This is a genomic window from Tessaracoccus flavescens, from assembly GCF_001998865.1.
GTDB lineage: Bacteria > Actinomycetota > Actinomycetes > Propionibacteriales > Propionibacteriaceae > Arachnia > Arachnia flavescens.
The window spans coordinates 2,857,818-2,878,273 of sequence record NZ_CP019607.1 but is presented as its reverse complement, the minus strand read 5'-3'; the positions used below and the strand labels follow the sequence as shown (position 1 = coordinate 2,878,273).

Annotated in this window: 16 protein-coding genes; 11 read left to right on the top strand and 5 right to left on the bottom strand. The window is 70.0% G+C overall.

Annotated elements, in window-relative coordinates; translation table 11 throughout:
• Positions 1 to 67 precede the first annotated feature (67 nt).
• A complete protein-coding gene (locus tag BW733_RS13945) occupies positions 68 to 271 on the bottom strand; it encodes a hypothetical protein (RefSeq protein WP_077351406.1) in 204 nt (67 codons plus the stop codon).
• Between the two features lie 68 nt (positions 272 to 339).
• Here BW733_RS13945 and pyrR point away from each other — a divergent pair, with 68 nt between their 5' ends.
• The 6 genes from pyrR (at position 340) to BW733_RS13915 (ending at position 10,203) form a co-directional block, all read left to right on the top strand.
• Positions 340 to 885, top strand: a complete 546-nt coding sequence (gene pyrR, locus BW733_RS13940; RefSeq protein WP_077351404.1) for a bifunctional pyr operon transcriptional regulator/uracil phosphoribosyltransferase PyrR — start codon at positions 340 to 342, stop codon at positions 883 to 885.
• Positions 882 to 1,826, top strand: coding sequence for an aspartate carbamoyltransferase catalytic subunit (locus BW733_RS13935; protein ID WP_077351402.1), 945 nt, complete (start codon positions 882 to 884; stop codon positions 1,824 to 1,826). Before pyrR ends, BW733_RS13935 begins: the two co-directional genes overlap by 4 nt.
• Positions 1,827 to 1,828: 2 nt before the next feature.
• Positions 1,829 to 3,091, top strand: a complete 1,263-nt coding sequence (locus tag BW733_RS13930; RefSeq protein ID WP_077351400.1) for a dihydroorotase — start codon at positions 1,829 to 1,831, stop codon at positions 3,089 to 3,091.
• 261 nt (positions 3,092 to 3,352) lie between these two features.
• Complete coding sequence (gnd, locus tag BW733_RS13925) at positions 3,353 to 4,786, top strand: NADP-dependent phosphogluconate dehydrogenase (protein WP_077351398.1); 1,434 nt, start codon at positions 3,353 to 3,355, stop codon at positions 4,784 to 4,786.
• 52 nt (positions 4,787 to 4,838) lie between these two features.
• Complete coding sequence (locus BW733_RS13920) at positions 4,839 to 9,380, top strand: DEAD/DEAH box helicase (RefSeq protein ID WP_077351396.1); 4,542 nt, start codon at positions 4,839 to 4,841, stop codon at positions 9,378 to 9,380.
• Positions 9,373 to 10,203 carry a DNA-formamidopyrimidine glycosylase family protein gene (locus BW733_RS13915; RefSeq protein ID WP_077351394.1) on the top strand — a complete coding sequence of 277 codons (831 nt, stop codon included), beginning with the start codon at positions 9,373 to 9,375 and terminating at the stop codon, positions 10,201 to 10,203. Before BW733_RS13920 ends, BW733_RS13915 begins: the two co-directional genes overlap by 8 nt.
• Positions 10,204 to 10,206: 3 nt before the next feature.
• Here the strand turns inward: BW733_RS13915 and BW733_RS13910 are convergent, their stop codons facing one another.
• Positions 10,207 to 10,794 carry a protoglobin domain-containing protein gene (locus BW733_RS13910; RefSeq protein ID WP_202970214.1) on the bottom strand — a complete coding sequence of 196 codons (588 nt, stop codon included), beginning with the start codon at positions 10,792 to 10,794 and terminating at the stop codon, positions 10,207 to 10,209.
• An 11-nt stretch (positions 10,795 to 10,805) separates the two neighbouring features.
• Positions 10,806 to 11,192 carry a roadblock/LC7 domain-containing protein gene (locus tag BW733_RS13905; RefSeq protein WP_237268208.1) on the bottom strand — a complete coding sequence of 129 codons (387 nt, stop codon included), beginning with the start codon at positions 11,190 to 11,192 and terminating at the stop codon, positions 10,806 to 10,808.
• Between the two features lie 205 nt (positions 11,193 to 11,397).
• Here BW733_RS13905 and BW733_RS13900 point away from each other — a divergent pair, with 205 nt between their 5' ends.
• Genes BW733_RS13900 through BW733_RS13890 form a run of 3 tightly spaced genes read left to right on the top strand, consistent with a single transcriptional unit; the run spans position 11,398 to position 14,416 of the window.
• Entirely contained in the window at positions 11,398 to 12,195 is a 798-nt protein-coding gene (locus tag BW733_RS13900) for an OmpA family protein (protein ID WP_077351388.1), read from the top strand.
• A complete protein-coding gene (locus BW733_RS13895) occupies positions 12,195 to 12,920 on the top strand; it encodes a hypothetical protein (protein ID WP_077351386.1) in 726 nt (241 codons plus the stop codon). The genes BW733_RS13900 and BW733_RS13895 overlap by 1 nt, the downstream gene beginning before the upstream one ends.
• Positions 12,917 to 14,416 carry an ATP-binding cassette domain-containing protein gene (locus BW733_RS13890; protein ID WP_077351383.1) on the top strand — a complete coding sequence of 500 codons (1,500 nt, stop codon included), beginning with the start codon at positions 12,917 to 12,919 and terminating at the stop codon, positions 14,414 to 14,416. Before BW733_RS13895 ends, BW733_RS13890 begins: the two co-directional genes overlap by 4 nt.
• Before the next feature lie 4 nt (positions 14,417 to 14,420).
• Here the strand turns inward: BW733_RS13890 and BW733_RS13885 are convergent, their stop codons facing one another.
• Together BW733_RS13885 and BW733_RS13880 are read right to left on the bottom strand one after the other, a co-directional pair.
• On the bottom strand, positions 14,421 to 15,269 hold the full coding sequence (locus tag BW733_RS13885; RefSeq protein ID WP_077351381.1) for an acyl-CoA thioesterase: 849 nt from the start codon (positions 15,267 to 15,269) through the stop codon (positions 14,421 to 14,423).
• Positions 15,270 to 17,045: an AMP-dependent synthetase/ligase gene (locus BW733_RS13880; RefSeq protein ID WP_077351379.1), complete on the bottom strand. Its 1,776-nt coding sequence runs from the start codon at positions 17,043 to 17,045 to the stop codon at positions 15,270 to 15,272. It lies immediately after the preceding gene.
• 156 nt (positions 17,046 to 17,201) lie between these two features.
• On the opposite strand from BW733_RS13880, the gene BW733_RS13875 reads away from it, so the two are divergent.
• The gene (locus BW733_RS13875; RefSeq protein ID WP_077351377.1) at positions 17,202 to 17,657 is read left to right on the top strand and encodes a MarR family winged helix-turn-helix transcriptional regulator; all 456 of its coding nucleotides are present in this window, start codon (positions 17,202 to 17,204) and stop codon (positions 17,655 to 17,657) included.
• Positions 17,658 to 17,667: 10 nt separating this feature from the next.
• Complete coding sequence (locus BW733_RS13870) at positions 17,668 to 20,445, top strand: FAD-binding and (Fe-S)-binding domain-containing protein (RefSeq protein WP_237268417.1); 2,778 nt, start codon at positions 17,668 to 17,670, stop codon at positions 20,443 to 20,445.
• Positions 20,446 to 20,456: the final 11 nt, after the last annotated feature.

Below are 20,456 nucleotides of genomic sequence, written 5' to 3'. Positions count from 1 at the left end.
GATCCTGTAACGCGCACGAACGGGGCGCGCCGCCCTCGGCACGCCCCGTCTCACAGGTGTCGGTGGGTCACTGGCCCAGGGTGGTCAGTTCCTTCGATTCCTCGTCGCTCTCCCTGCGGGAGCCGCGGGCCAGTTGCGGCGCGAACGCCAGCAGGGTGACGATGGCGCCGAAGGCCAGCGGGCCGATCACCATCAGCAGCCACATGTACAGGTCCGAGTAGTGAGTCGGCTCCGGCCAGCCTGGCAGGGCTTCGAGGGGCAGCAGGTTCATGGGGGCACTCTAGCGGAAGAGCGGCGCGCGGTGCGGCGGTGATAGATTCGCCATCGACTTCGGGAGGTATGCGAATGCACCACGAGCCACGAGCCATGTTTTCCGCCGACGACATGTCCTGGGCGATGACCCGGATGACCCACGAGATCCTCGAGCGTAACCACGGCTCGGAGGGAGTCATCCTGCTCGGCATCCTCACCCGCGGAGCGCCCCTGGCCAAACGCCTCGCGGCGATCGCGGAGCGGGAGAACCAACCGCTCCCGGTCGGCCAGCTCGACATCACGATGTACCGCGACGACCTGCGCTCCAACCCGACCCGCCGGGTGGGCCGCACCATCCTCCCCGCGCCGATCGACGAGCGCACCGTAGTGCTGGTCGACGACGTCCTCTTCTCCGGACGCACCGTCCAGGCCGCACTGCACGCGCTCGCCGACCTCGGCCGCCCCCACGCGATCCAACTCGTCACCCTGATCGACCGCGGACACCGCGAGCTGCCGATCCAGGCCGACATCGTCGGCAAGTCGATCCCCACCGCGGCGGATGAGAGCGTCCGCGTCCGGCTGCAGGAGACCGACGGCGAGGACCTCGTCACCATCGAACGGAGCGCACTGTGAAGCACCTGCTCGGCATCGAGGAGCTCAGCCGCGACGAGATCGAGATGCTCCTGGCCACGGCCGAGGAGATGCACGACGTCCAGTCGCGTCCGATCAAGAAGCTGCCCGCCCTGCGCGGCCGCACCGTCGTCAATCTCTTCTTCGAGGACTCCACCCGCACCCGCTCGTCCTTCGAGTTGGCGGCCAAGTGGCTGTCTGCGGACGCGATCAACGTGTCGGCGAAGGGAAGCTCGGTCAGCAAGGGCGAGTCGATGCGCGACACCCTGATGACCCTTGACGCGATGGGCGTCGACGCCATCGTCATGCGTCACGCCGGCTCGGGTTCGGTGCGACAGGCGGCGGGCTGGGTGCGCGCCTCCATGATCAACGCAGGCGACGGCATGCACGAGCATCCGACGCAGGCCCTGCTCGACGCGCATGCCATCCGTCGCCACCTCCGCGCCAACGAGCTCGGCGATCTGGAAGGCAAGCGGGTTGCGATCACCGGTGACCTCCTGCACTCGCGCGTGGTGCGCTCCAATGTGCTGCTGCTCAACTTGGTCGGCGCCTCCGTCGTTCTCGTCGCACCGCCGACGCTGCTGCCCCCAGGGGTGGAGAACTGGGACGCCGAGGTCAGCCACGACTTCGACTCCGTCCTCCCGGACGTCGACGTCGCCATGATGCTGCGGGTGCAGCGCGAACGGATGAGCGGCGGGTTCTTCCCGTCTGAGCGCGAGTACATCGCCGGGTACGGCCTGACCGCGCAGCGACTCGCCAAGCTGAAGCCGGGCGCCTGCATCGCGCACCCCGGCCCGATGAACCGCGGCCTCGAGATCTCGTCGGCGGCCGCCGACGCCTCACAGTCGATCATCCTCGACCAGGTCTCGGCCGGGGTCGCCGTCAGGATGAGTGTGCTGTACCACCTGCTGGCGGGCGACGCCGGCGACGAGCGAAGGGACTGACCATGGCCACCGTGCTGCGCTCCGTGACGCTGCCTGACGGCACCCGCACCGACCTCACCATCTCTGAAGGCGTCTTCGTGGACGACGCCGGCGCCGACGCGCAGGTCGTCGACTGCGACGGGCTGATCGCGCTGCCCGGCCTCGTCGACGTGCACACCCACCTGCGCGAGCCGGGGCGCGAGGACACCGAGACGGTGCTCACCGGCTCGCAGGCCGCCGCCCGCGGCGGTTTCACGGCCGTGTGTGCCATGGCCAACACCACCCCCGTCACGGACACCGCCGAGAAGGCCGAACACATCCGCGACCTCGGGCTGCGCGCGGGCCTGGTCGACGTGGTCGTGATCGGGGCCATCTCCAAGGGTCTCGCCGGTGAGCAGCTCGCGGAGCTCGGGCTGATGAACTCTTCCGAGGCGAGGGTCACGATGTTCTCCGACGACGGCCACTGCCTGATGGACCCGCAGCTCATGCGCCGCGCACTCGAATGGGTCAAGCCTTTCGGAGGGGTGATCGCGCAGCACGCGCAGGACTCGTCGCTCGCCGGGCCCGGAGCCTGCTGCCACGAGGGCGAACTCTCCGGCCGGCTCGGTCTGGGCGGGTGGCCGAGTGTCGCCGAGTCGAGCATCATCGCCCGCGACGTGCAGCTGGCCGAGGCGACCGGTTCGCGGCTCCACGTGTGCCACGTCTCCACCGCCGAGGGCGTCGACGTCATCCGCTGGGCGAAGGCCCGCGGCATCAACGTCACCGCCGAGGTGACCCCTCACCACCTGCTGCTCAGCACCCAGGAACTCGTCGGCTACGACACGACCTTCAAGGTCAACCCGCCCCTGCGTCCCGACGAGCACATCGAGGCCGTGCGTGAGGCCCTCGCGGACAAGACGATCGACGTCGTCGGCACCGACCACGCCCCGCACGCCACCCAGGACAAGGACCACGCCTTCGTCGACGCGCGCCCCGGCATGCTCGGCCTCGAGCAGGCGCTGGCAGTCGTGATGGAGACGATGCTGAACCCCGGTCGACTCGACTGGTCGGGAGTGGCCGACCGGATGAGCCACGCCCCGGCCCGCGTCGCCTCGCTCGCAGGTCAGGGCCGACCGCTCGCCGTTGGCGAGCCGGCGAACCTCGTGCTCGTCGATCCCACCCGCACCGCGACCGTCGACCGCGCGGCCTCGGCGTCCCTCAGCAGAAACAACCCGTACCACGGGCGCACCCTCCCCGACCCGGTCGAGGCGACCTATCTGCGCGGCCGGGAGACCTACCGCCGCTGATCAAAGTGCGCGTTCCTATCGCGTGATCTGCTGTCTGGCCTTGTGCTCTGAAGTCACCCCTGCATTTTGACACTCCTCCAGGACTGGAACCGCTCGTAATTTTTGCCTAAGTGCTCGCTCGTTTTGAGCGTTTCTTCATCGTTTCGTGACCAACGCCGCCGAGACGTGCCTCCGCGGGGTTTCGACCACGTCCCGGGCGGGGCAAGGACGGCCCGTTCCCCCCGGTAGTCTCGAGGCAAAGAACCTGATCGGAGGACGCTAATGACAGATCTGGCCAACGTAGGCGTGGTGGGGATGGCCGTGATGGGCTCCAACCTGGCGCGCAACCTCGCCCGCAACGGGCATCGCGTGGCCATCTACAACCGCACCGGCTCGAAAACCGATGCGGTGATGCAGGAGCATGGCTCCGAGGGCGACTTCCGCCCTTCACACGAGCTGGCCGACTTCGTCGCATCCCTCGAGCGTCCCCGTCGCGTGATCATCATGGTCCAGGCCGGGGCAGGCACCGACGCCACCATCGACGCCCTCGTCCCGCTGCTCGAGGAGGGCGACATCGTCGTCGACGGCGGCAACGCCTTCTTCGAGGACACCCGCCGCCGCGAGGCGAAGCTCCGCGAACTCGGCCTCCACTTCGTCGGGGCGGGCATCTCCGGCGGCGAGGTGGGCGCGCTCGAGGGTCCCTCGATCATGCCCGGCGGTTCGCCGGAGTCGTACGAGGCGCTCGGCCCCATCCTCGAGTCGATCTCGGCGAAGGTCGACGGGGAGCCCTGCTGCACCTACATCGGCACCGACGGCTCCGGCCACTTCGTCAAGATGATCCACAACGGCATCGAGTACGCAGACATGCAGTTCATCGGCGAGGCCTTCGAACTGCTCAAGGGCCTGGGCCTCACCTACGAGGAGATGGCCGACGTCTTCGCGGCCTGGAACACCGGCGACCTCGACTCGTACCTGATCGAGATCACCTCCGAGGTCCTGCGCAAGGTCGACGCCGACACCGGCAAGCCACTCGTCGAGGTGATCGTCGACGCGGCTGGCATGAAGGGCACCGGAACCTGGACCGTGCAGTCGGCGCTCAATCTCGGCACGCCGGTCAACGCGATCGCGGAGGCCGTCTTCGCCCGTGCGATCTCCTCCTCCCCCGACCTGCGCGCCGCCTGCCAGCGCGCGCTGTCCGGGCCCGACGGCACCATCGTCGTGCCCGACCGCGACGCCTTCATCGACCAGATCCGCGAGGCCCTCTGGGCGAGCAAGGTCGTCGCCTACGCGCAGGGCCTCGACGAAATCCGGATGGGCGGCGAGCAGTACGGCTGGGACATCAACGTCGGCGATGTCGCAAAGATCTGGCGCGACGGGTGCATCATCCGGGCCCGCCTGCTTGAGCGGATCCGCTCCGAGTACGCGGCCAACAACCTGGTCACCCTGCTCGAGGCGCCGTCGATCGCCGAGGGCCTTGCCTCCGCCCAGGACGGCTGGCGCGAGGTCGTCGCGGCCGCGGTGAAGTCGGGCGTTCCGGTCCCCGGGTTCTCGGCGGCCCTCGCGCACTACGACCAGGTGCGGGCACCACGCCTGAACGCCGCACTGACCCAGGGCCTGCGCGACTACTTCGGCGCGCACACCTACCGCCGCGTCGACCGGGACGGCTCCTTCCACGTCAACTGGAGCACGGACGGCTCGGAGGAGCAGACCGCCTGAGTTCCTCCCAACCGCGCGAGACGGCGTCAGTGGCCGGTGGCAGGATTGCCGCATGACAGGTCCACTGGCGCCGTTTACCGCTCCCACCCGGGAGTGGTTCTCCAGCGTCTTCCCCGCTCCGACGGCGGTTCAGGAGGAGGCATGGCGATCCATCGCGGAGGGCAGGCACTCCCTCGTGGTGGCGCCGACCGGCTCGGGCAAGACGCTGGCGGCCTTCCTGTGGGCGATCGACGCCCTCGCCGACGAAAGTGAGCCACAGCCGGGCACCCGTATCCTGTACGTCTCTCCGCTCAAGGCGTTGGGGGTTGACGTGGAGCGCAATCTGCGGGCACCACTGACCGGAATCCGGCTCGCCTCGGAGCGTCTCGGACGACCCATGCGGCAGATCAGCGTCGGCGTGCGCAGCGGTGACACCCCGCAGCGCGAGCGGGCCGCGCTGCTTCGCCATCCGCCCGAGATCCTGATCACCACGCCCGAGTCGCTCTATCTGATGCTGACCAGCTCAGCCCGGCACACGCTGGAGAACGTGCGCACGGTGATCATCGACGAGATCCACGCCGTCGCCGGGACGAAGCGCGGCAGTCACCTCGCCCTGAGCCTCGAACGCCTCGACGCGCTCGTCGGCCACGACGTGCAACGGGTCGCGCTGTCGGCAACGGTGCGCCCCATCGACCGGGTCGCGGCCTTCTTGGGCGGGGACCGTCCCGTCAGCATCGTCGCGCCCCCGGCCGAGAAGCTGTGGGACGTGCAGGTGCGGGTTCCCGTCCCCGACCTGTCCGATCCGGGACCCGCCCCCGGCAGTGAGCAGGTCAGCGACCCGCTGCTTGCCGGGCCGGGCACCGACACCGTCACGGTCGACTCTCCCGGTGGCGCATCGCTATGGCCCCACGTCGAGCAGCGGATCTACGACACCGTCACCAGGGGGCGCTCGACGCTGGTGTTCACCAACGGCAGGCGGACGGCGGAGCGGCTGACCGGCCGGCTCAACGAGATGTGGGCCGCCGAGCACGCACCCGAGACGCTTCCCCCGGTCCCCGCGCGGCCGCCCGCTCAGGTGATGGCGCCCGTCGACACGGTCCGTGGCGCGCCGCTCGTGATCGCCCGTGCCCACCACGGCTCGGTGAGCAAGGAGCAGCGCGCAGAGATCGAGTCCGCCCTGAAGTCGGGTGAACTGCGCTGCGTCGTGGCCACCAGCTCGCTCGAGCTCGGCATCGACATGGGCGCCGTGGACCGGGTGATCCAGGTCTCGGCGCCACCGTCGGTCGCCAGCGCGCTGCAGCGGGTCGGGCGGGCAGGCCACGTTGTCGGCGCGGTGTCGGCGGGCGACGTGTACCCGCTCTTCAAGGGCGACCTCGCTGCTGCGGTCGTCACGACCGAACGCATGCTGAGCGGCGAGATCGAGGAACTGAAGATCCCCCGCCACCCACTCGACGTGCTCGCCCAGCAGAGCGTCGCCGCGACCGCGGCCGCCGGGGAGGACGGGCTCGAGCTCGACGAGTGGTTCGCCACCGTCACCAGGTCGCAGCCGTATGCCGGGATGGAGCGCTCGCTGCTCGACTCCGTGATCGAACTGCTCAGCGGCGCCTACCCGTCCGCCGACTTCGCCAGCCTGCGGGCACGCGTCGTGGTGGGCGACGACAACCGGCTGTACCCACGCCCCGGAGCGCTCCGCCTGGCCGCGACCTCCGGTGGCACGATCCCCGACCGTGGTCTCTACGGCGTCTTCCTGGTCGGAGACGAGCAGGGTGCGCGCCGCGTCGGGGAGCTGGACGAGGAGATGGTGCACGAGTCGCGGGTGGGTGACGTGTTCACCCTCGGCGCCTCGTCGTGGCGGATCGAGGAGATCACGCGCGACCAGGTGCGGGTCTCCCCCGCCCCTGGCAACACCGGACGGCTGCCCTTCTGGCGCGGCGAGGACGAGGGAAGGCCGACCGAACTCGGCCGACACATCGGGCAGCTGGTGCGGGAGGCCTCCCGCGACCCGCAGCGGTTGGCGCGCACCTACCTGGACGCCAACACGCAGACGAACCTCAACGACTATCTGGCCGAACAGCGGGCCGCCACCGGCACCGTCCCAGACGAGCGCACGGTCGTGCTCGAACGCTTCCGCGACGAGCTGGGCGACTGGCGCGTCGTGATCCACTCGCCGCTCGGCAGGCGCGTGCTGGGGGCGTGGGGGACGGCGATCGCGGCTGCCCTCTCCCAGGAGACCGGCCTGGACGTCTCCCCCGTGGCCGGCGACGACGGGATCGTGCTGCGCCTTCCCGATTCGGACCTCGTCGACCGTCTCGCCGATGTCCTGCTCGTCGACCCCGAAGACGTCGCCGAGATCGTGACCTCGCAGGTCGGCGGAACCGCGCTGTTCGCCAGCCGGTTCCGCGAGGCGGCGGCCCGCGCCCTGCTGCTTCCCAGACCCAACCCTCAGCGGAGGGCGCCGCTGTGGCAGCAGCGCCAGCGCGCGGCCCACCTGCTGGAGATCGCCCGGCACCACCCGCGCTTCCCGATCATCCTCGAGACGATGCGGGAGGTCACCCAGGACGTGTACGACGTGCCCGCGCTGATCGATCTGCTTCGCGGGCTGAGGTCGGGTTCGGTCCGTCTCGTCGAGGTGGTGACCGAGCGCCCCAGCCCCTTCGCGGCGAGCCTGCTCTTCCGCTATCCGGGGGCCTTCATCTACGACGGCGACGCCCCGATCGCCGAACGCCGGGCCGCGCTCCTTTCGATGGATCCAGACCTCCTGGCAGCGGCGCTGGGAACACTCGACCTGCGCGAGGTGCTCGACCCAGACATCGTGGCCGAGGTGGTCGCCGAGCTGCGCCACACCGCACCGGAGCGCAGGGCGACGACGTCCGAGCAGCTCGCGGACCTCCCGCAACTGCTGGGGCCGCTTCCGCTGGACGAACTGCCTGCACACATCTCCGGGCTCGATCTGGACGGGGCGATCGAAGCCATCGGCTCACGGGTCGCGGTCGTCCAGCTGGCGGGAAGGCCGCACCTGGTCGCGGCCTCCGACCTTGGCCTCCTGCGTGACGCCCTCGGCGTCCCCGTGCCTGCGGGCTTCTCGGCCCCCGCCGAGCCGGAGGGCCGCGACCCGCTCACCCAGCTCGTGGCCAGGTACGCGCGCACCAACGGGCCCTTCGCCCCGGGCGCGGTGGCCGCCGCCTTCGGACTCGGCCCCGCGACCGTCTCGCTCGTCCTCGAACGCGAGACCGCGGCGAGGCGCCTCGTGGTCGGCCGCTTCACCGCGGGCGAGCTCGAGTACGTCGACCCCGAGGTGCTGCGGCGGATGCGCTCGCGCTCGCTCGCCCGGGCGCGCTCCGAGCTGCAGCCCGTCTCACAGACCGGCTACGCACGGTTCCTCGCCTCCACGCACCAGTTGACCGACCGTCCGCAGTCGGGTCCGGACGAGGTGCTGCTCGCGCTGCAACGGCTCGCAGGTGCCGCCCTCCCCGCCTCCTCCTGGGAGACCCACGTGCTGCCCGCGCGCCTTGCCGGGTACTCCCCCGCGCATCTGGACGCGCTGATCGCCGAGGGGGAGGTGGTGGTCAGGCTGCGCGGGTCGGCGGGCCCGAACGACCCCCTCGTCGCGCTCGTCCCTTCCGACGACGTGGACCTGCTCCAGGAACCCGAACCGCCTGCGGATGAGTCGCCCGTCGCCGTGGCCGAGGCGCTTGCCGACAGCGACGGCATGTTCGCCACCCTCGTAGGCCAGCTCCCCGAGCTCTCGGTCGAGGACTGGTGGGCCGCCGCGGAGGCCGGGCTGATCGCGCCCGTGGCCATGGCACCGGTCCGGGCGCGGATCGGCGGTCCGAGCAGGGCGGCCCACAAGGTGGCGCGGCCCTCGCCCCGCAGGAGGGCGCGGATTCCGAGGCTCGGTCGCCCCCTTGCGGGAGGGTCGAGCTCACCCTCTGTCTCGGGCCGCTGGTACCGGGTGCGCGACCCGCAACTCACCGCGGCCGAACGCGCGCTGGGGCTGGCCTCGTCATGGTTGTCGCGCTTCGGCGTCATCACCAGGGGGGGTGTGACGGCCGACGGCACCCCCGGCGGGTTCGCGGCGGCCTACCGGCTGCTCGCCGAACTGGAGGCGGCAGGAAAGGTGCTGCGCGGCTACCTCGTCGAGGGCCTCGGCGGCGCCCAGTTCAGCACCCAGGAGGTGATCGGCGAGGTGCGCAGGTTCGCCGACTCGCCGGACCAGGGGCGCTGGCCCTCCGGCGCGGAACACCCGGTGCCCGTGCTGCTCGCCGCGCTCGACCCCGCGAACCCCTACGGCAGCGTCCTTCCCTGGCCCGAACATCCGACGGCGCGCCCGTCGCGGGCCGCGGGGGCCATGGTCGTGATCGCCGACGGCGTGCTGATCGCCCACCTCACGCGCGGCGGCCGCGTGCTGACCCTCTTCGGGGAGGACCGCGAGACAAATGCCTCGCTCGTGGTCGCAGCGGTGCGTCGCGCCGTGGCCGAGTCCCGGATGCAGCGGGTGCGGATCGAGGAGATCGACGGTCAACGCGTGGGGGCGAGCGGGCTCGAGCAGACCCTCCTCGCGGCGGGAGCCCGGATCACCCCGAAGGGCGTCTCGATCGAGGGTTCCCATGCCTGAGGGCGACTCCGTGTGGCGGCTCTCGCAGCGCCTCCAGCCCCTCGTGGGCCGCACCGTCGAGCACTCCCAGTTCAGGGTCCCTCAACTCGCGACCGCCGACCTGAGCGGCCGACAGATCCGGCGCGTCTGGCCGCACGGCAAGCATCTCTTCTGGCAGGTGGGTGACCTGGTGCTGCACACGCACCTGCGGATGGAAGGCACGTGGCGGATCCACGCGGTCGGCTCGAGGTGGTCGCTTCCCGCGCACACGGCCCGGATCGTGATCCGGGTCTCGGGCGGGGTCGAACTGGTCGGGCACGACCTCGGGCTGATCGAACTCTGGCCGGCGGCCGAGTACGAGAACCGCACGGCGTGGCTGGGTCCAGATCTCCTTGCGGACGACTGGCTCACGGCCGGGCGGTGGCAGCCGACCGGCCGCGACGAGGCGGTGCGGCGGGTCGGCGCTGACACCCGGAGCATCGGTGAGGCCCTCCTCGACCAGCGCAATCTCGCGGGCATCGGCAACGAGTACCGGGCAGAGGTCTGCTTCCTGCGCGGCATCCATCCTGCGAAGCCGGTCAGGGAGGTCGACGTCGAGGCGGTGGTCGACCTGTCGGCCAAGCTGATGCGCGCGAACCTCGAGAGTCCGGTGCGCACCTTCACCGGCGATCAGCGCCGCGGGAACACCACCTTCGTGTTCGGGCGGGCCAACCGGCCATGTCTGCGCTGCGGGACGCGGATCGTCAAGGCCGCGCTGGGCGGCGCGACGAGCGTCGCCGACCCGCAGGCCGGGCAGGAGCGCATCATCTGGTGGTGCCCCCGCTGCCAGGCCGACGGTGGGTGAGACTCAGCCGTTGCCGACCTCTTCGCGCGCGTCGACGAGCGCGGTCTTGATCTCGGCGTCACGGAGACGCGCGAGCAGAGCCTCCGGCATGCCCGCGACCTCGAAGAGCGCGGCGCTGACGGCGTGGTCGTATCCCCAGGTGATGACCGAGCCGGTCATGCCCGCCAGGCGGCGCAGCGCGTCGACGAGGCGGCGCTGCTCGTCGGGGTCGAGATTCAGGCGGTGGGCGTTGTTGCTGACGTAGCCGGCGACGAAGTCGGTCATCGACAGCATCATCGGATTGGTCACGCGCCGGATGACGTGGATCAGGCCGACCATCGACATCCAGGCCCAGTAGTTCTCGTCGATCGGTCCACGGACGGTGCGCTCCCACCAGTTGGTGAGCGACTCCTCGCGCATCGGGCGCTCCCCCTCATGGAAGATCGCGGCCGTCGGGGCGTGTCCGTAGACCGTCTCGTAGAAGCCGTTGATCACCTCGGGCGTGAGGCTCAGCAGGGCGTCCGCGTTGCGGGCGATGACCTCGGTGTGTTCCGGAAGCACCCGGCACTCCGGGGGAACCTGGTTGATCGCCTCCCGCGCGATCTCATGCATCGTCTCCATGCTCAGGCCTGCCCGAGGATCTGCTTGATCTCGACGGCGGCGACGCGGGCCTCGATGCGCATGAGGCCGAGGTTCGAGTCGATCGGCCCGGACAGCACGAGGACGGCGTCGGTTCCTGCCGAGTAGACCACCAGGTAGCCCTGTTCGCCGCGGATGACCGCCTCGGCGAGTGTGCCCAGACGGGTGCGCTCGGTGATTCGGGTGCCGAGGCCGAGGGCGGTGGCCGCCATGGCCGCCATGCGCTCGGCGTCAGCCTCGGGGAAGTCGTGGGCGACGGCGAGGCCGTCGACCGACGCGATCATCACGCCGTGCAGTTCGGGGATGGCGCGGTGCATCGAGGTGATGATCTGCGCAAGATCGGCGGACTTGCTTGACTGGTGCTGGCCCATGGACATGGTGATCGGCCTTTCGTTCGTTTCTCTCCCAGGAACGGCGGGACGATCAGACTCCCCCCGTTTGTGACCTGATCATGCCAGCGGCGGGGGGCCAGCGCGAGCAGATGTTGTCAGCAGAAGACAAAATCCCGCTACGACTTCCTCCGCGCAGCCACAGTGAGCGCTCCTTTGGCTAGCATGTCGCGCTGGGGAGGCACCTGTGGGCAGTTCGACAACACGAGGGACCATCGGCCTGGCGATCGCGTCGGCGGTGGCGCTCGTGGCGACCCTCGGACCCGGCACGTTGTGGCTGTCCGGGCAGATCGAGGACGGGCTCGAGCGCGAGGCGAAATCGCGTCTGACAAGCCGGTCGATCGATGCGACCGTCGAGGCATCGGGGCGGGACCTCCTGGTGCGCGCCGACGACGCCGCGGCCGTCGAGGAGGCCCTGTCCCTGCTCGGCGACCTGCCAGGCGCGCGCACCGTCAAGGCCGACCCTGCTCAGCCGCAGACATCGGCTACGCCCCAGGCCACACCGGTAAACCAACCCTCAAGTCCCGCTTCAGCGTTGGCAAGCCCCTCACCCACACCGAGCGCCGCCTCCGCGACCCTGACCCCCACCGCCCCTGGCTCCCCGACCGTCTCGCCGCCTTCCTCACCGGCGCCCGTCCCTGCGGACCTGTCGGTGCCCCCGATCCTCTTCGACGGAGCCAGCACGGCCCTTCCCGCCGACGCGGGGAGCTCGCTCGACCGGGCGGCGGCGCTGTTGCTTGCGCACCCGACGCTGAGGGTGAGCCTCAGCGGGCACACGGACAACGGGCTGACCCCGCCGCAACGACTCGCGCTCGGGTTGTCCCGCGCCGAGGCGGCCTCCGCTGCTCTGCAGCAGCGCGGCGTCACCGCGGACCGGATCAGGGTGGAGTCGCAGGCCGACCGGAGGCCGGTCGGCGACAACTCGACGGCTGTCGGACGGGCCGCAAACCGCCGCGTGGAGATCGTCATTGAGGAGGTCGACTGATGCTGGATGCACTGAGCCTGGTCAGGATGCAGGTGCTGCTGATCCTGCTCGTGGCCGTGATCGCAGGGGTCCTGCTCGGATTCCTGATCAGCCGGCTGACGGCGAAGCGCTCACCCCGCGCCGAGGACGCCATGACCGAGACCGACCTGGCGCGGCAAGAGGCCGACCTGCGCGAACGGGACCTGGAGATCGACCGGCTCAACGCACGGCTGGAGGCCGACACCTTTGCGGCGGACACCGACCGCGTCGCCGCAGAGTCCGACCACGTCGCGGCAGCCGCCCAGGCGGTGGCGGCGGAGCGGCGGGCGGAGACGCTGCGGGAGCAGCTGGACGAGCGCAACGCGGAGCTGGCGAGCAGCAGGGAGGAGCTCGAGGCGCTTCGCCGCACGACGGAGGCACAGGCCACCGAGGATCCGGCCGTGGCATCGCTGCGTGAGGAGCTGCGCAGCAGGAACGCCCGCGTCGCGGAGCTGGAACACAATCTGGCCGCACGGGACATGGAGATCTCGAGGCTCGAGACCGGCGCGGTGACGGCATGGGACACGACCGTGCCGAACCTGGAGCACAGGATCGACGAGCTGGCCGATCACAACACCCAGCTGCAGCGGGAGCTCGCCGCCATGAGCGACCGGCTCGACGGCCAGCTCGGCGAGGCGGAGGCGCTCCGCAGGGCGCTGCAGGAACGCGACAGGCGGCTTGCTGAGCATGAAGGGCGGGCATCATGAATCACGAGGATGTGTGGCAGGAGCCCTCGGCAGCGGTCGAGGTGCACGGCGTGAAAAAGGCGTTCGCCGACAACCGGGTGCTCAAGGGCATCGACCTGAGCATCCGTCCCGGCGAGGTGCTGGGGCTGATCGGCCAGAACGGCGTCGGCAAGTCGACGCTCGCGGCGGTGCTCGCTGGCAGGCAGCAGGCCGACGGCGGCGAGATGCTGCTCTTCGGCCGGCCCTGGGATCCGGCGCGCGTCGGCATCATCGAACAGCAGCTCGATCTCGACCAGGAGCAGCGCGTCGTCGACGCCCTCTTCCGCAACGCCCCCGACGACTCCCCCGTCGAGGAGCGCCGTGAGGCGGCACGGCGCGTGCTGATCGAGGCGGGCATCGCCGTCGACCCGGATGACAGGCTCAGCGACCTCTCCGACGCCGAGCAGCGGATGGTCGAGCTGGTCCGTCTGCTCGCCGACCCGCGCGACTTCGTGCTCATCGACGAGGTCAGCACCACGTTCAACGCGCGCGAGGTCGAGGATTTGCGGTACCTGATCCGGCGCGCAAACGAGGCAGGCACCACCATCGTCTACATCACCCACCGGCACGGTGAGGCGATCGACCTGTGCAACCGGATCGCCGTGCTGCGCGACGGCCGGGTCTCGCAGGTGGTCAGCACGCTCACCGCCACGGAGGAGAGCCTCAGCGAGGCCGTCTTCGACCGGGTGGTCGAACTCCAGCCGCACCGCGCACACAGCACCGGCCGCGTGGCGCTCAGCGTCCGCGGCCTGCAACTGGGCTCGGACCCGGTGTCGTTCGACGTGCTCAGCGGCGAGGTGCTGGGGCTGAGCGGGGCCAGGGGCGCGGGAATCACCGAACTGCTCGCCTCCCTGACCGGCGAGGCGCCGCTCGAGGTGGAATCGGTGCGGCTTGAGGGCACCGAGGTCAAGATCCGATCGCACCGCGACGCCAGCCGGCTGCGGATCGCGGTGGTGTCCGGGGGCATCGACGAATCGGCCGAGTCGTACTTCGCCCGCAACCTCATGATGCTCAACCACGGGCACGCCTCCGAAGACGCCTTCGACGCCGAATACGAGGAGACGACGAAGATCCTGTTCGCCCTGAGGGAGGCCGAGACGGCGGCCAGCAGGCTGTTCAACCGGCCCCCACAGTCGGTCGGTCAGCGGCGCTGGCAGCAGTTGCGCGAGGTGGCAGCGGAGCATGCCCGCCTCCTCGTCCTGATCGAGCCGACCCAGGCGCTCGACCTCGAAGCGCGGGAACACTTCCTTGCCCTGCTCGACGACGTGACGGCCCGCGGGGCTGCGGTGCTGCTCGCAACCTCGGACGAGGCGGAGCTGAAGCTGCTGAGCGACCGGATCCTCGTGTTCAGCGATCATGCGCTGAAGGCCGAATGGGAGGTCGGCGAGGTCGATGTGGAACACCTGCGCTCCGTCTCGCGCGGCGAGTGGCCGCCGGAGTCGCTGCCGAGCATCGACGCGGTGCTGATCGCCGACTGACGCCTCAGTCGACGAGCCGCTCCTGCAGGAGGGCCCTCGTCCGTTCGCCGAGGTCGACCGGCCTTCCTGACAGGTCGGCGCTCACAAGGACCGTCCTCGCCCGCGCGAAGAGCACCCCGCTCTCCGGGTCGACGAACTCGGTGCTCAGCGTGATCGAGCTGCCGCCGAGCTTCACGGGAGCGACCCGCATCTCGTAGGGCTCGATCCGGTGCGGAAGCTGGGCGATGTAGTCGACGTCCTGACGCACCACGAGCCACAACCGGTCGGATCCTGCGGTGCCTGCGCGCGCCATCGTCGGATCCCACGACGTGGTCGCCGTGATCCTCGCCTGCTGCACGTAGTCGTAGACGAGGGCGTTGTTGACGTGGCCGTAGGCGTCGAGGTCGCTCCAGCGCACGACAAGCGGTGAGGCCGTCCCACGTCCCTCAAGTGGCGGTGCGTCGATCGGGCGCAGCGGCTCGACGTCGAGGAGATGCTCCTCGAAGAACCGGCGGTGCTCCGGAAGCAGCCGCACGGGGCGGTTCTGAGTGAAGTCGAACGCGCACAGGACGGTGCGCGCGACGACCGCGGTCTCGCCGTCCTGCGTGAGGGTGTAGGCGATCTCGATCCGCGACGCGCCCACGCGGCTCACCCCGAGCGTGACCGTCACCGGCTCGTCGGAGTAGTCGATCGGGCGCTTGTACTCGACCTGGTGTCCGACCACGACGACACCGCTGTCGAGGAGCGCCGATGCCGGACCCTCCCTGAGGAAGGCGACTCGGGCCTCCTGGAGATAGTCGACGACGATGGCGTTGTTGACGTGCCCCTGCGCGTCCAGATCCGACCAACGCAGGGGGCAGCCGTAGACGAACACTCAGTCTTCCTGCGGGTACATCGCCTCGACCAGGTCGTCGTACTTCTCGGCGACGATGCTGCGGCGGATCTTCATGTTGGCCGTGACGCCGGCGTTCTCGACGGTGAGCTCGTGGTCGAGGATCGTGAACTTCTTCACCGTCTCCCAGCGCTCCAGCTTCGAGTTGGCCCTGTCCATCCACTTCTGGATCGACTCGCGGATCTCCGGCCGCTGGGACAGCTCGGCGTAGGAGCCCTCGATGCCACGCTTGTCCGCCCACTTCTGCAGGAGGGCCGGGTCGAGTACCACCAGCGCGGAGACGTACTTACGGCCGTCCCCGACAGCGATCGACTGTGCGATGTAAGGGATGTTGGCCTGGATCGCGCCCTCGACCTTCTGCGGAGCGACGTACTTGCCGCCCGAGGTCTTGAAGAGGTCCCTCTTGCGGTCGGTGATGCGGATCTGTCCGGTCGGCAGGATCTCAGCGATGTCACCGGTGTGGTACCAGCCGTCGACGAACGCCTCGGCGGTCTGCTCGGGGAGGTTGTGGTAGCCGGGAGAGACGATCGGGCCGCGCAGCAGCAGCTCGCCGTCGTCGGCGATCCTGGCCTCGACGCCTGGCAGCGGCTTGCCGACCGTGCCGAGGTGCGGGTCGGCGGGCAGGTCGACGCCCGCGATGGCGCTGGTCTCGGTGGAGCCGTAGCCCTCGACGATCAGGATGCCCGCGGCATAGAACCACTTCTGCACCTGCGGGCTGAGCTTCGCGGAGCCCGAGATCATGAAACGCATCTGGCCGCCCAGCTTCTCCTTGAGCTTGGAGAAGACGAGCTTGTCCGCGATCTTGTACTTCGCGGCCAACAGCCCCTTGACCTCGCGGCCGGCGAGCCGGTCGTCGATGGTGTCGTAGCCGACGGAGAACGCCCAGCGGGCGATCTTCGCCTTCAGGCCCGTGTTGCCGGTCAGTACTGCGCCGCGCACCTTCTCGAAGATGCGGGGAGCGCCACACATGAACGACGGATGGACCTCGCCGAGGCCCTGGACGATGTGGTCGATCCGGCCGTCGACGGCCGAGGCAAAACCGTAGGAGAGCTGGCAGGCGATCAGCGCCTTGCCGAACACGTGACTCAGCGGCAGCCACAGGTACTGCAGCGCGTCCTCCTCGATCAGGTCGAGCCAGCGGGTGGCAACGCCCTCGTAGATCCAGGAGATGTGGTTGAGGCGCACGCCCTTCGGGCGGCCAGTGGTGCCGGAGGTGTAGATCAGCGTCGAGAGGGTGTCCGGGCCGGTGGAGGCGATCGCCCCGGTGAGCGCCTCGGGGTGCTCGGCGTTGTACTCCGCGCCGAGGTCGAGCAACTGCTGGTAGGCCAGCACCCGGTCGCTGAGCGTCACGCCCGTGCTGTCGAGCACGACGATGGTGTGGATCTGCTCGGTGAGCTGCGGGTCGTCGATGACCTTTGCGAGCTGCTTGGAGTCCTCCACCACGAGGATCTTCGAGCCGGAGTCGGCGAGGATGTAGTGAACGTCATCGGCGCCCGTGTTGGGGTAGACGGTGGTCGTCGCGCCGGCTGCGACGGCAATGGCCAGGTCGAGGAAGATCCACTCGACGCGGGTGTTGGAGCAGATCGCGACTCGGTCCTCGTGCCCAAGGCCACGGGCGAGGAGTCCGCCTGCGAGCTGGTCGACGATGTCGCCCGACTCCTTCCAGGTCAGCGTCGTCCAGGTGTTCGGGCCGTCCGCGCCGTCCGGGTACATGAAGGCCGCCCTGCCTGGAGTGGCCTCCACACGACGACGTAGCATGTCTCCAACACTGCTGGGTGCATCTGCAAGCAGCTCTTCGCGAATCGACACGGCGACCCATCCTTCCCGAGGTTCACGCAAGACTAACGCGCTCGGCACCCATCTGGGGAGACCTCAGATGCTTGAATGCTAAAGCATTGTGATAGACTGAAAGACATGTCTGAACCAGTTGGCGGCTGGCTGTCCGAGAGCCAGCAACGCGTCTGGCGGAGCTGGCTCCTGGCCAAGACGCACATCGATGAGTACCTCGACACGAAGTTGCGCGAGTTCAACCTGAGCCTGAGCGAGTACGAACTGCTGGTCAGGCTCAGCGAATCGCCCGACCACACCGTCCGGATGGGCGAGCTCGCCGCCTCCGTCGGGCACTCCCGCTCCCGCCTGACGCATACGATCAAGCGCATGGAACAGGCCGGGTACGTGACCCGCACCTCCTGCGCGGCCGACGGCCGTGGCGTCCAGGCCCACATGACCGAGAAGGGCTTCGAGCTGTTGAAGCAGGCCTCTCCGGCCCACGTCGACTCGGTCCGCCGGGTCTTCGTCGATGCGATCGACCCCGACGACTACGCCGCGCTTGGGCGCGCGCTGCAGGCGACGTTGGCGGTGGCAGACTAGGACGGTGACTATCGCCGCCACCTCGCCCCACGCCCAACTGCTTGACCGGCTCGGCGACCTCGCGGAGATCATCGACACCTCAGCCCTGACGCGGGCGCTCTACTCGAGCGACGCGTCGCTGTACCGGGTGCAGCCCGATCTCGTGGCCCACCCCCGCTCCCCCGAGGAGCTGATCACGCTCGTGCGCGCCGCCCTGGACGCCGGAGTCCCCATCACGGCGCGCGGCGCGGGCACCTCCTGCGCGGGCAACGCGGTCGGCCCGGGACTCGTCATCGACGTCGGACGCCACCTCACCACCATCCACTCGATCGACCCCGAGACACGCACGGCCGTGATCGATCCGGGCGTGGTGCAGGACCAGCTGCAGAAGGCGGCCAGGCCGCACGGGCTGCGGCTCGGGCCCGACCCGTCCACCTCGAACCGCTGCACCGTCGGCGGGATGATCGGCAACAACGCCTGCGGCCCGCGCGCGCTCGGCTACGGCCGGATGGCCGACAACGTGGTCAGCCTCGACATCATCACCGGGGAGGGCGAGCTGCTGACCCTCGGCAGCGACGACCTGCCCGAGCTGCGTTCGCTCGTCGCGGCCAACCTCGGCACGATCCGCACCGAGTTCGGCACCTTCATCCGCCAGGTGTCCGGCTACTCGCTCGAACATCTCCTCCCCGAGCGTCGGTTCAACGTCGCCCAGTTCTTCGCGGGGACCGAGGGCACCCTCGGCATCATCGTGCGCGCCACCGTGCGGCTCGTCGCCGACGCCCCTGTCTCGCTCATGGTCGCGCTCGGCTACGAGACGATGCCCGACGCAGGCGACGACATCTCGAACCTGCTGCGGTTCAACCCGACGGCCTGCGAGGGACTCGACCGACGCATCGTCGACGTCGTGATCGACAAGTTCGGGCAGGCGAGCGTCGGCGACCTGCCGGCCGGCGACGGCTGGATGTTCCTCGAGGTGGTCGGCAACGACCCCGCGGAGGTCCGCGCGCGGGCAGAGGCGATCGTGGACGCCTCAGCCGCGAAGGAGGGCTGGGTCGTCGACGATCCGGTCCGCGCGGCGCAGCTGTGGAAGATCCGCTCAGACGGCGCGGGCCTCGCCGGGGTCAGCCTCGACGAGCCCGCCTACGGAGGGTGGGAGGACGCGGCCGTCCCGCCGCAGAACCTCGGCGCCTACCTGCGCGAGTTCGACGCCCTGCTCGAACGCCACGGGCTGCACGGCCTGCCCTACGGCCACTTCGGCGACGGGTGTGTCCACTGCCGCATCGACTTTCCGCTGACCGCCCCCGACGGCGCCGAGCGCTACAAGGCATTCGTCGAAGAGGCGGCTCGCCTCGTTGCCCGCTTCGGCGGCTCGATGTCGGGCGAGCACGGCGACGGCCGGGCCCGCTCGGCCCTCCTGCCTCACATGTACTCCCCCGCCGCGCTCAAGCTGTTCGGGGAGGTGAAGCAGCTCTTCGACCCGCGCGGGCTGCTGAACCCGGGTGTCCTCGTCGACCCCGTGCCCGTCGAACAGGACCTGCGGATGGTGGCGGTGAGCCGCTCCCCGCTCGCGTCGACCGACGCCGAGTTCGTCGAGGCGGTCCACCAGTGCTCGGGTGTCGGGAAGTGCCTTGCCAACTCGACCGCGGCCGGCGGTGTGATGTGTCCCAGCTTCCAGGCCACCCGCGACGAGAAGGACTCGACCCGTGGCCGGGCGCGGGCGTTGCAGGAGATGGTCAACGGATCGCTGATCAGCAGGGGCTGGCGCTCCCCCGAGGTACACGCCGCCCTCGACCTGTGCCTGTCGTGCAAGGGCTGCGCCCGCGACTGCCCCACCGGCATCGACATGGCGGCCTACAAGGCCCGGGTCACGCACGAGACGTACAAGGGGCGACTGCGTCCACGCAACCACTACGCGCTCGGCTGGCTGCCGCGCTGGGGCCGTCTGATCACGACCGTCCCGGGCCTCGGCAGGCTGGTCAACGCGGTGGGGCGCACGCCCGGGCTCGGTCGAGCGCTGCGCTGGGGCGCCGGCGTCGACCGTCGCCGCGACATCCCGCAGTTCGCCTCAAGGACCGCGCGCTCACGCATGGAGAAGTCCCCGGCGGGCACGAAGGGCCGCGTGCTGATCTGGGTCGACTCCTTCTCCGACTGCTTCGAGTCGACCTCCTTCGCCGCCATGGCACAGCTGCTCGTCCGGCTCGGCTACGAGCCCGAGGTGCTCGACAAGACGGCGTGCTGCGGCCTGACCTGGATCTCCACCGGCCAGCTCGACGGCGCGCGCAGGCAGCTGCGCACGTCGGCCGCGGTGCTCGCCGGCTACGTCGCCGAGGGGGTGCCCATCGTCGGCGTTGAGCCGTCGTGTACCGCCGTGTGGCGAAGCGACGCCCCCGAACTGCTGCCCGATGATCCGAACGTGGCTGCGCTGAACGGGAAGGTGCTCACGCTCGCCGAGTTCCTCGAGCGCGACGACGACTTCGTCGTCCCCGACCTCTCCGGCCACACGATCGTCGCCCAGCCGCACTGCCATCACGCGTCGGTGCTCGGCTGGGGGCGGGACAGGGCGATCCTCGAGTCGACCGGGGCCGAGCTCGTCGTCGTGGGCGGCTGCTGCGGCCTGGCGGGCAACTTCGGGGTCGAGCGGGGCCACCACGAGGTCAGTGTGAAGGTCTTCGAGCACGACCTCGGCCCCGCGATCGAGGCGCACCCCGATGCGATCGTGCTCGCCGACGGCTTCTCCTGTCAGACCCAGCTGACCTCGCTCGCCGACCGGCCCTCCATGTCGCTTGCCGAGCTTCTCGCGACCCACTGACGCCGTCTCCT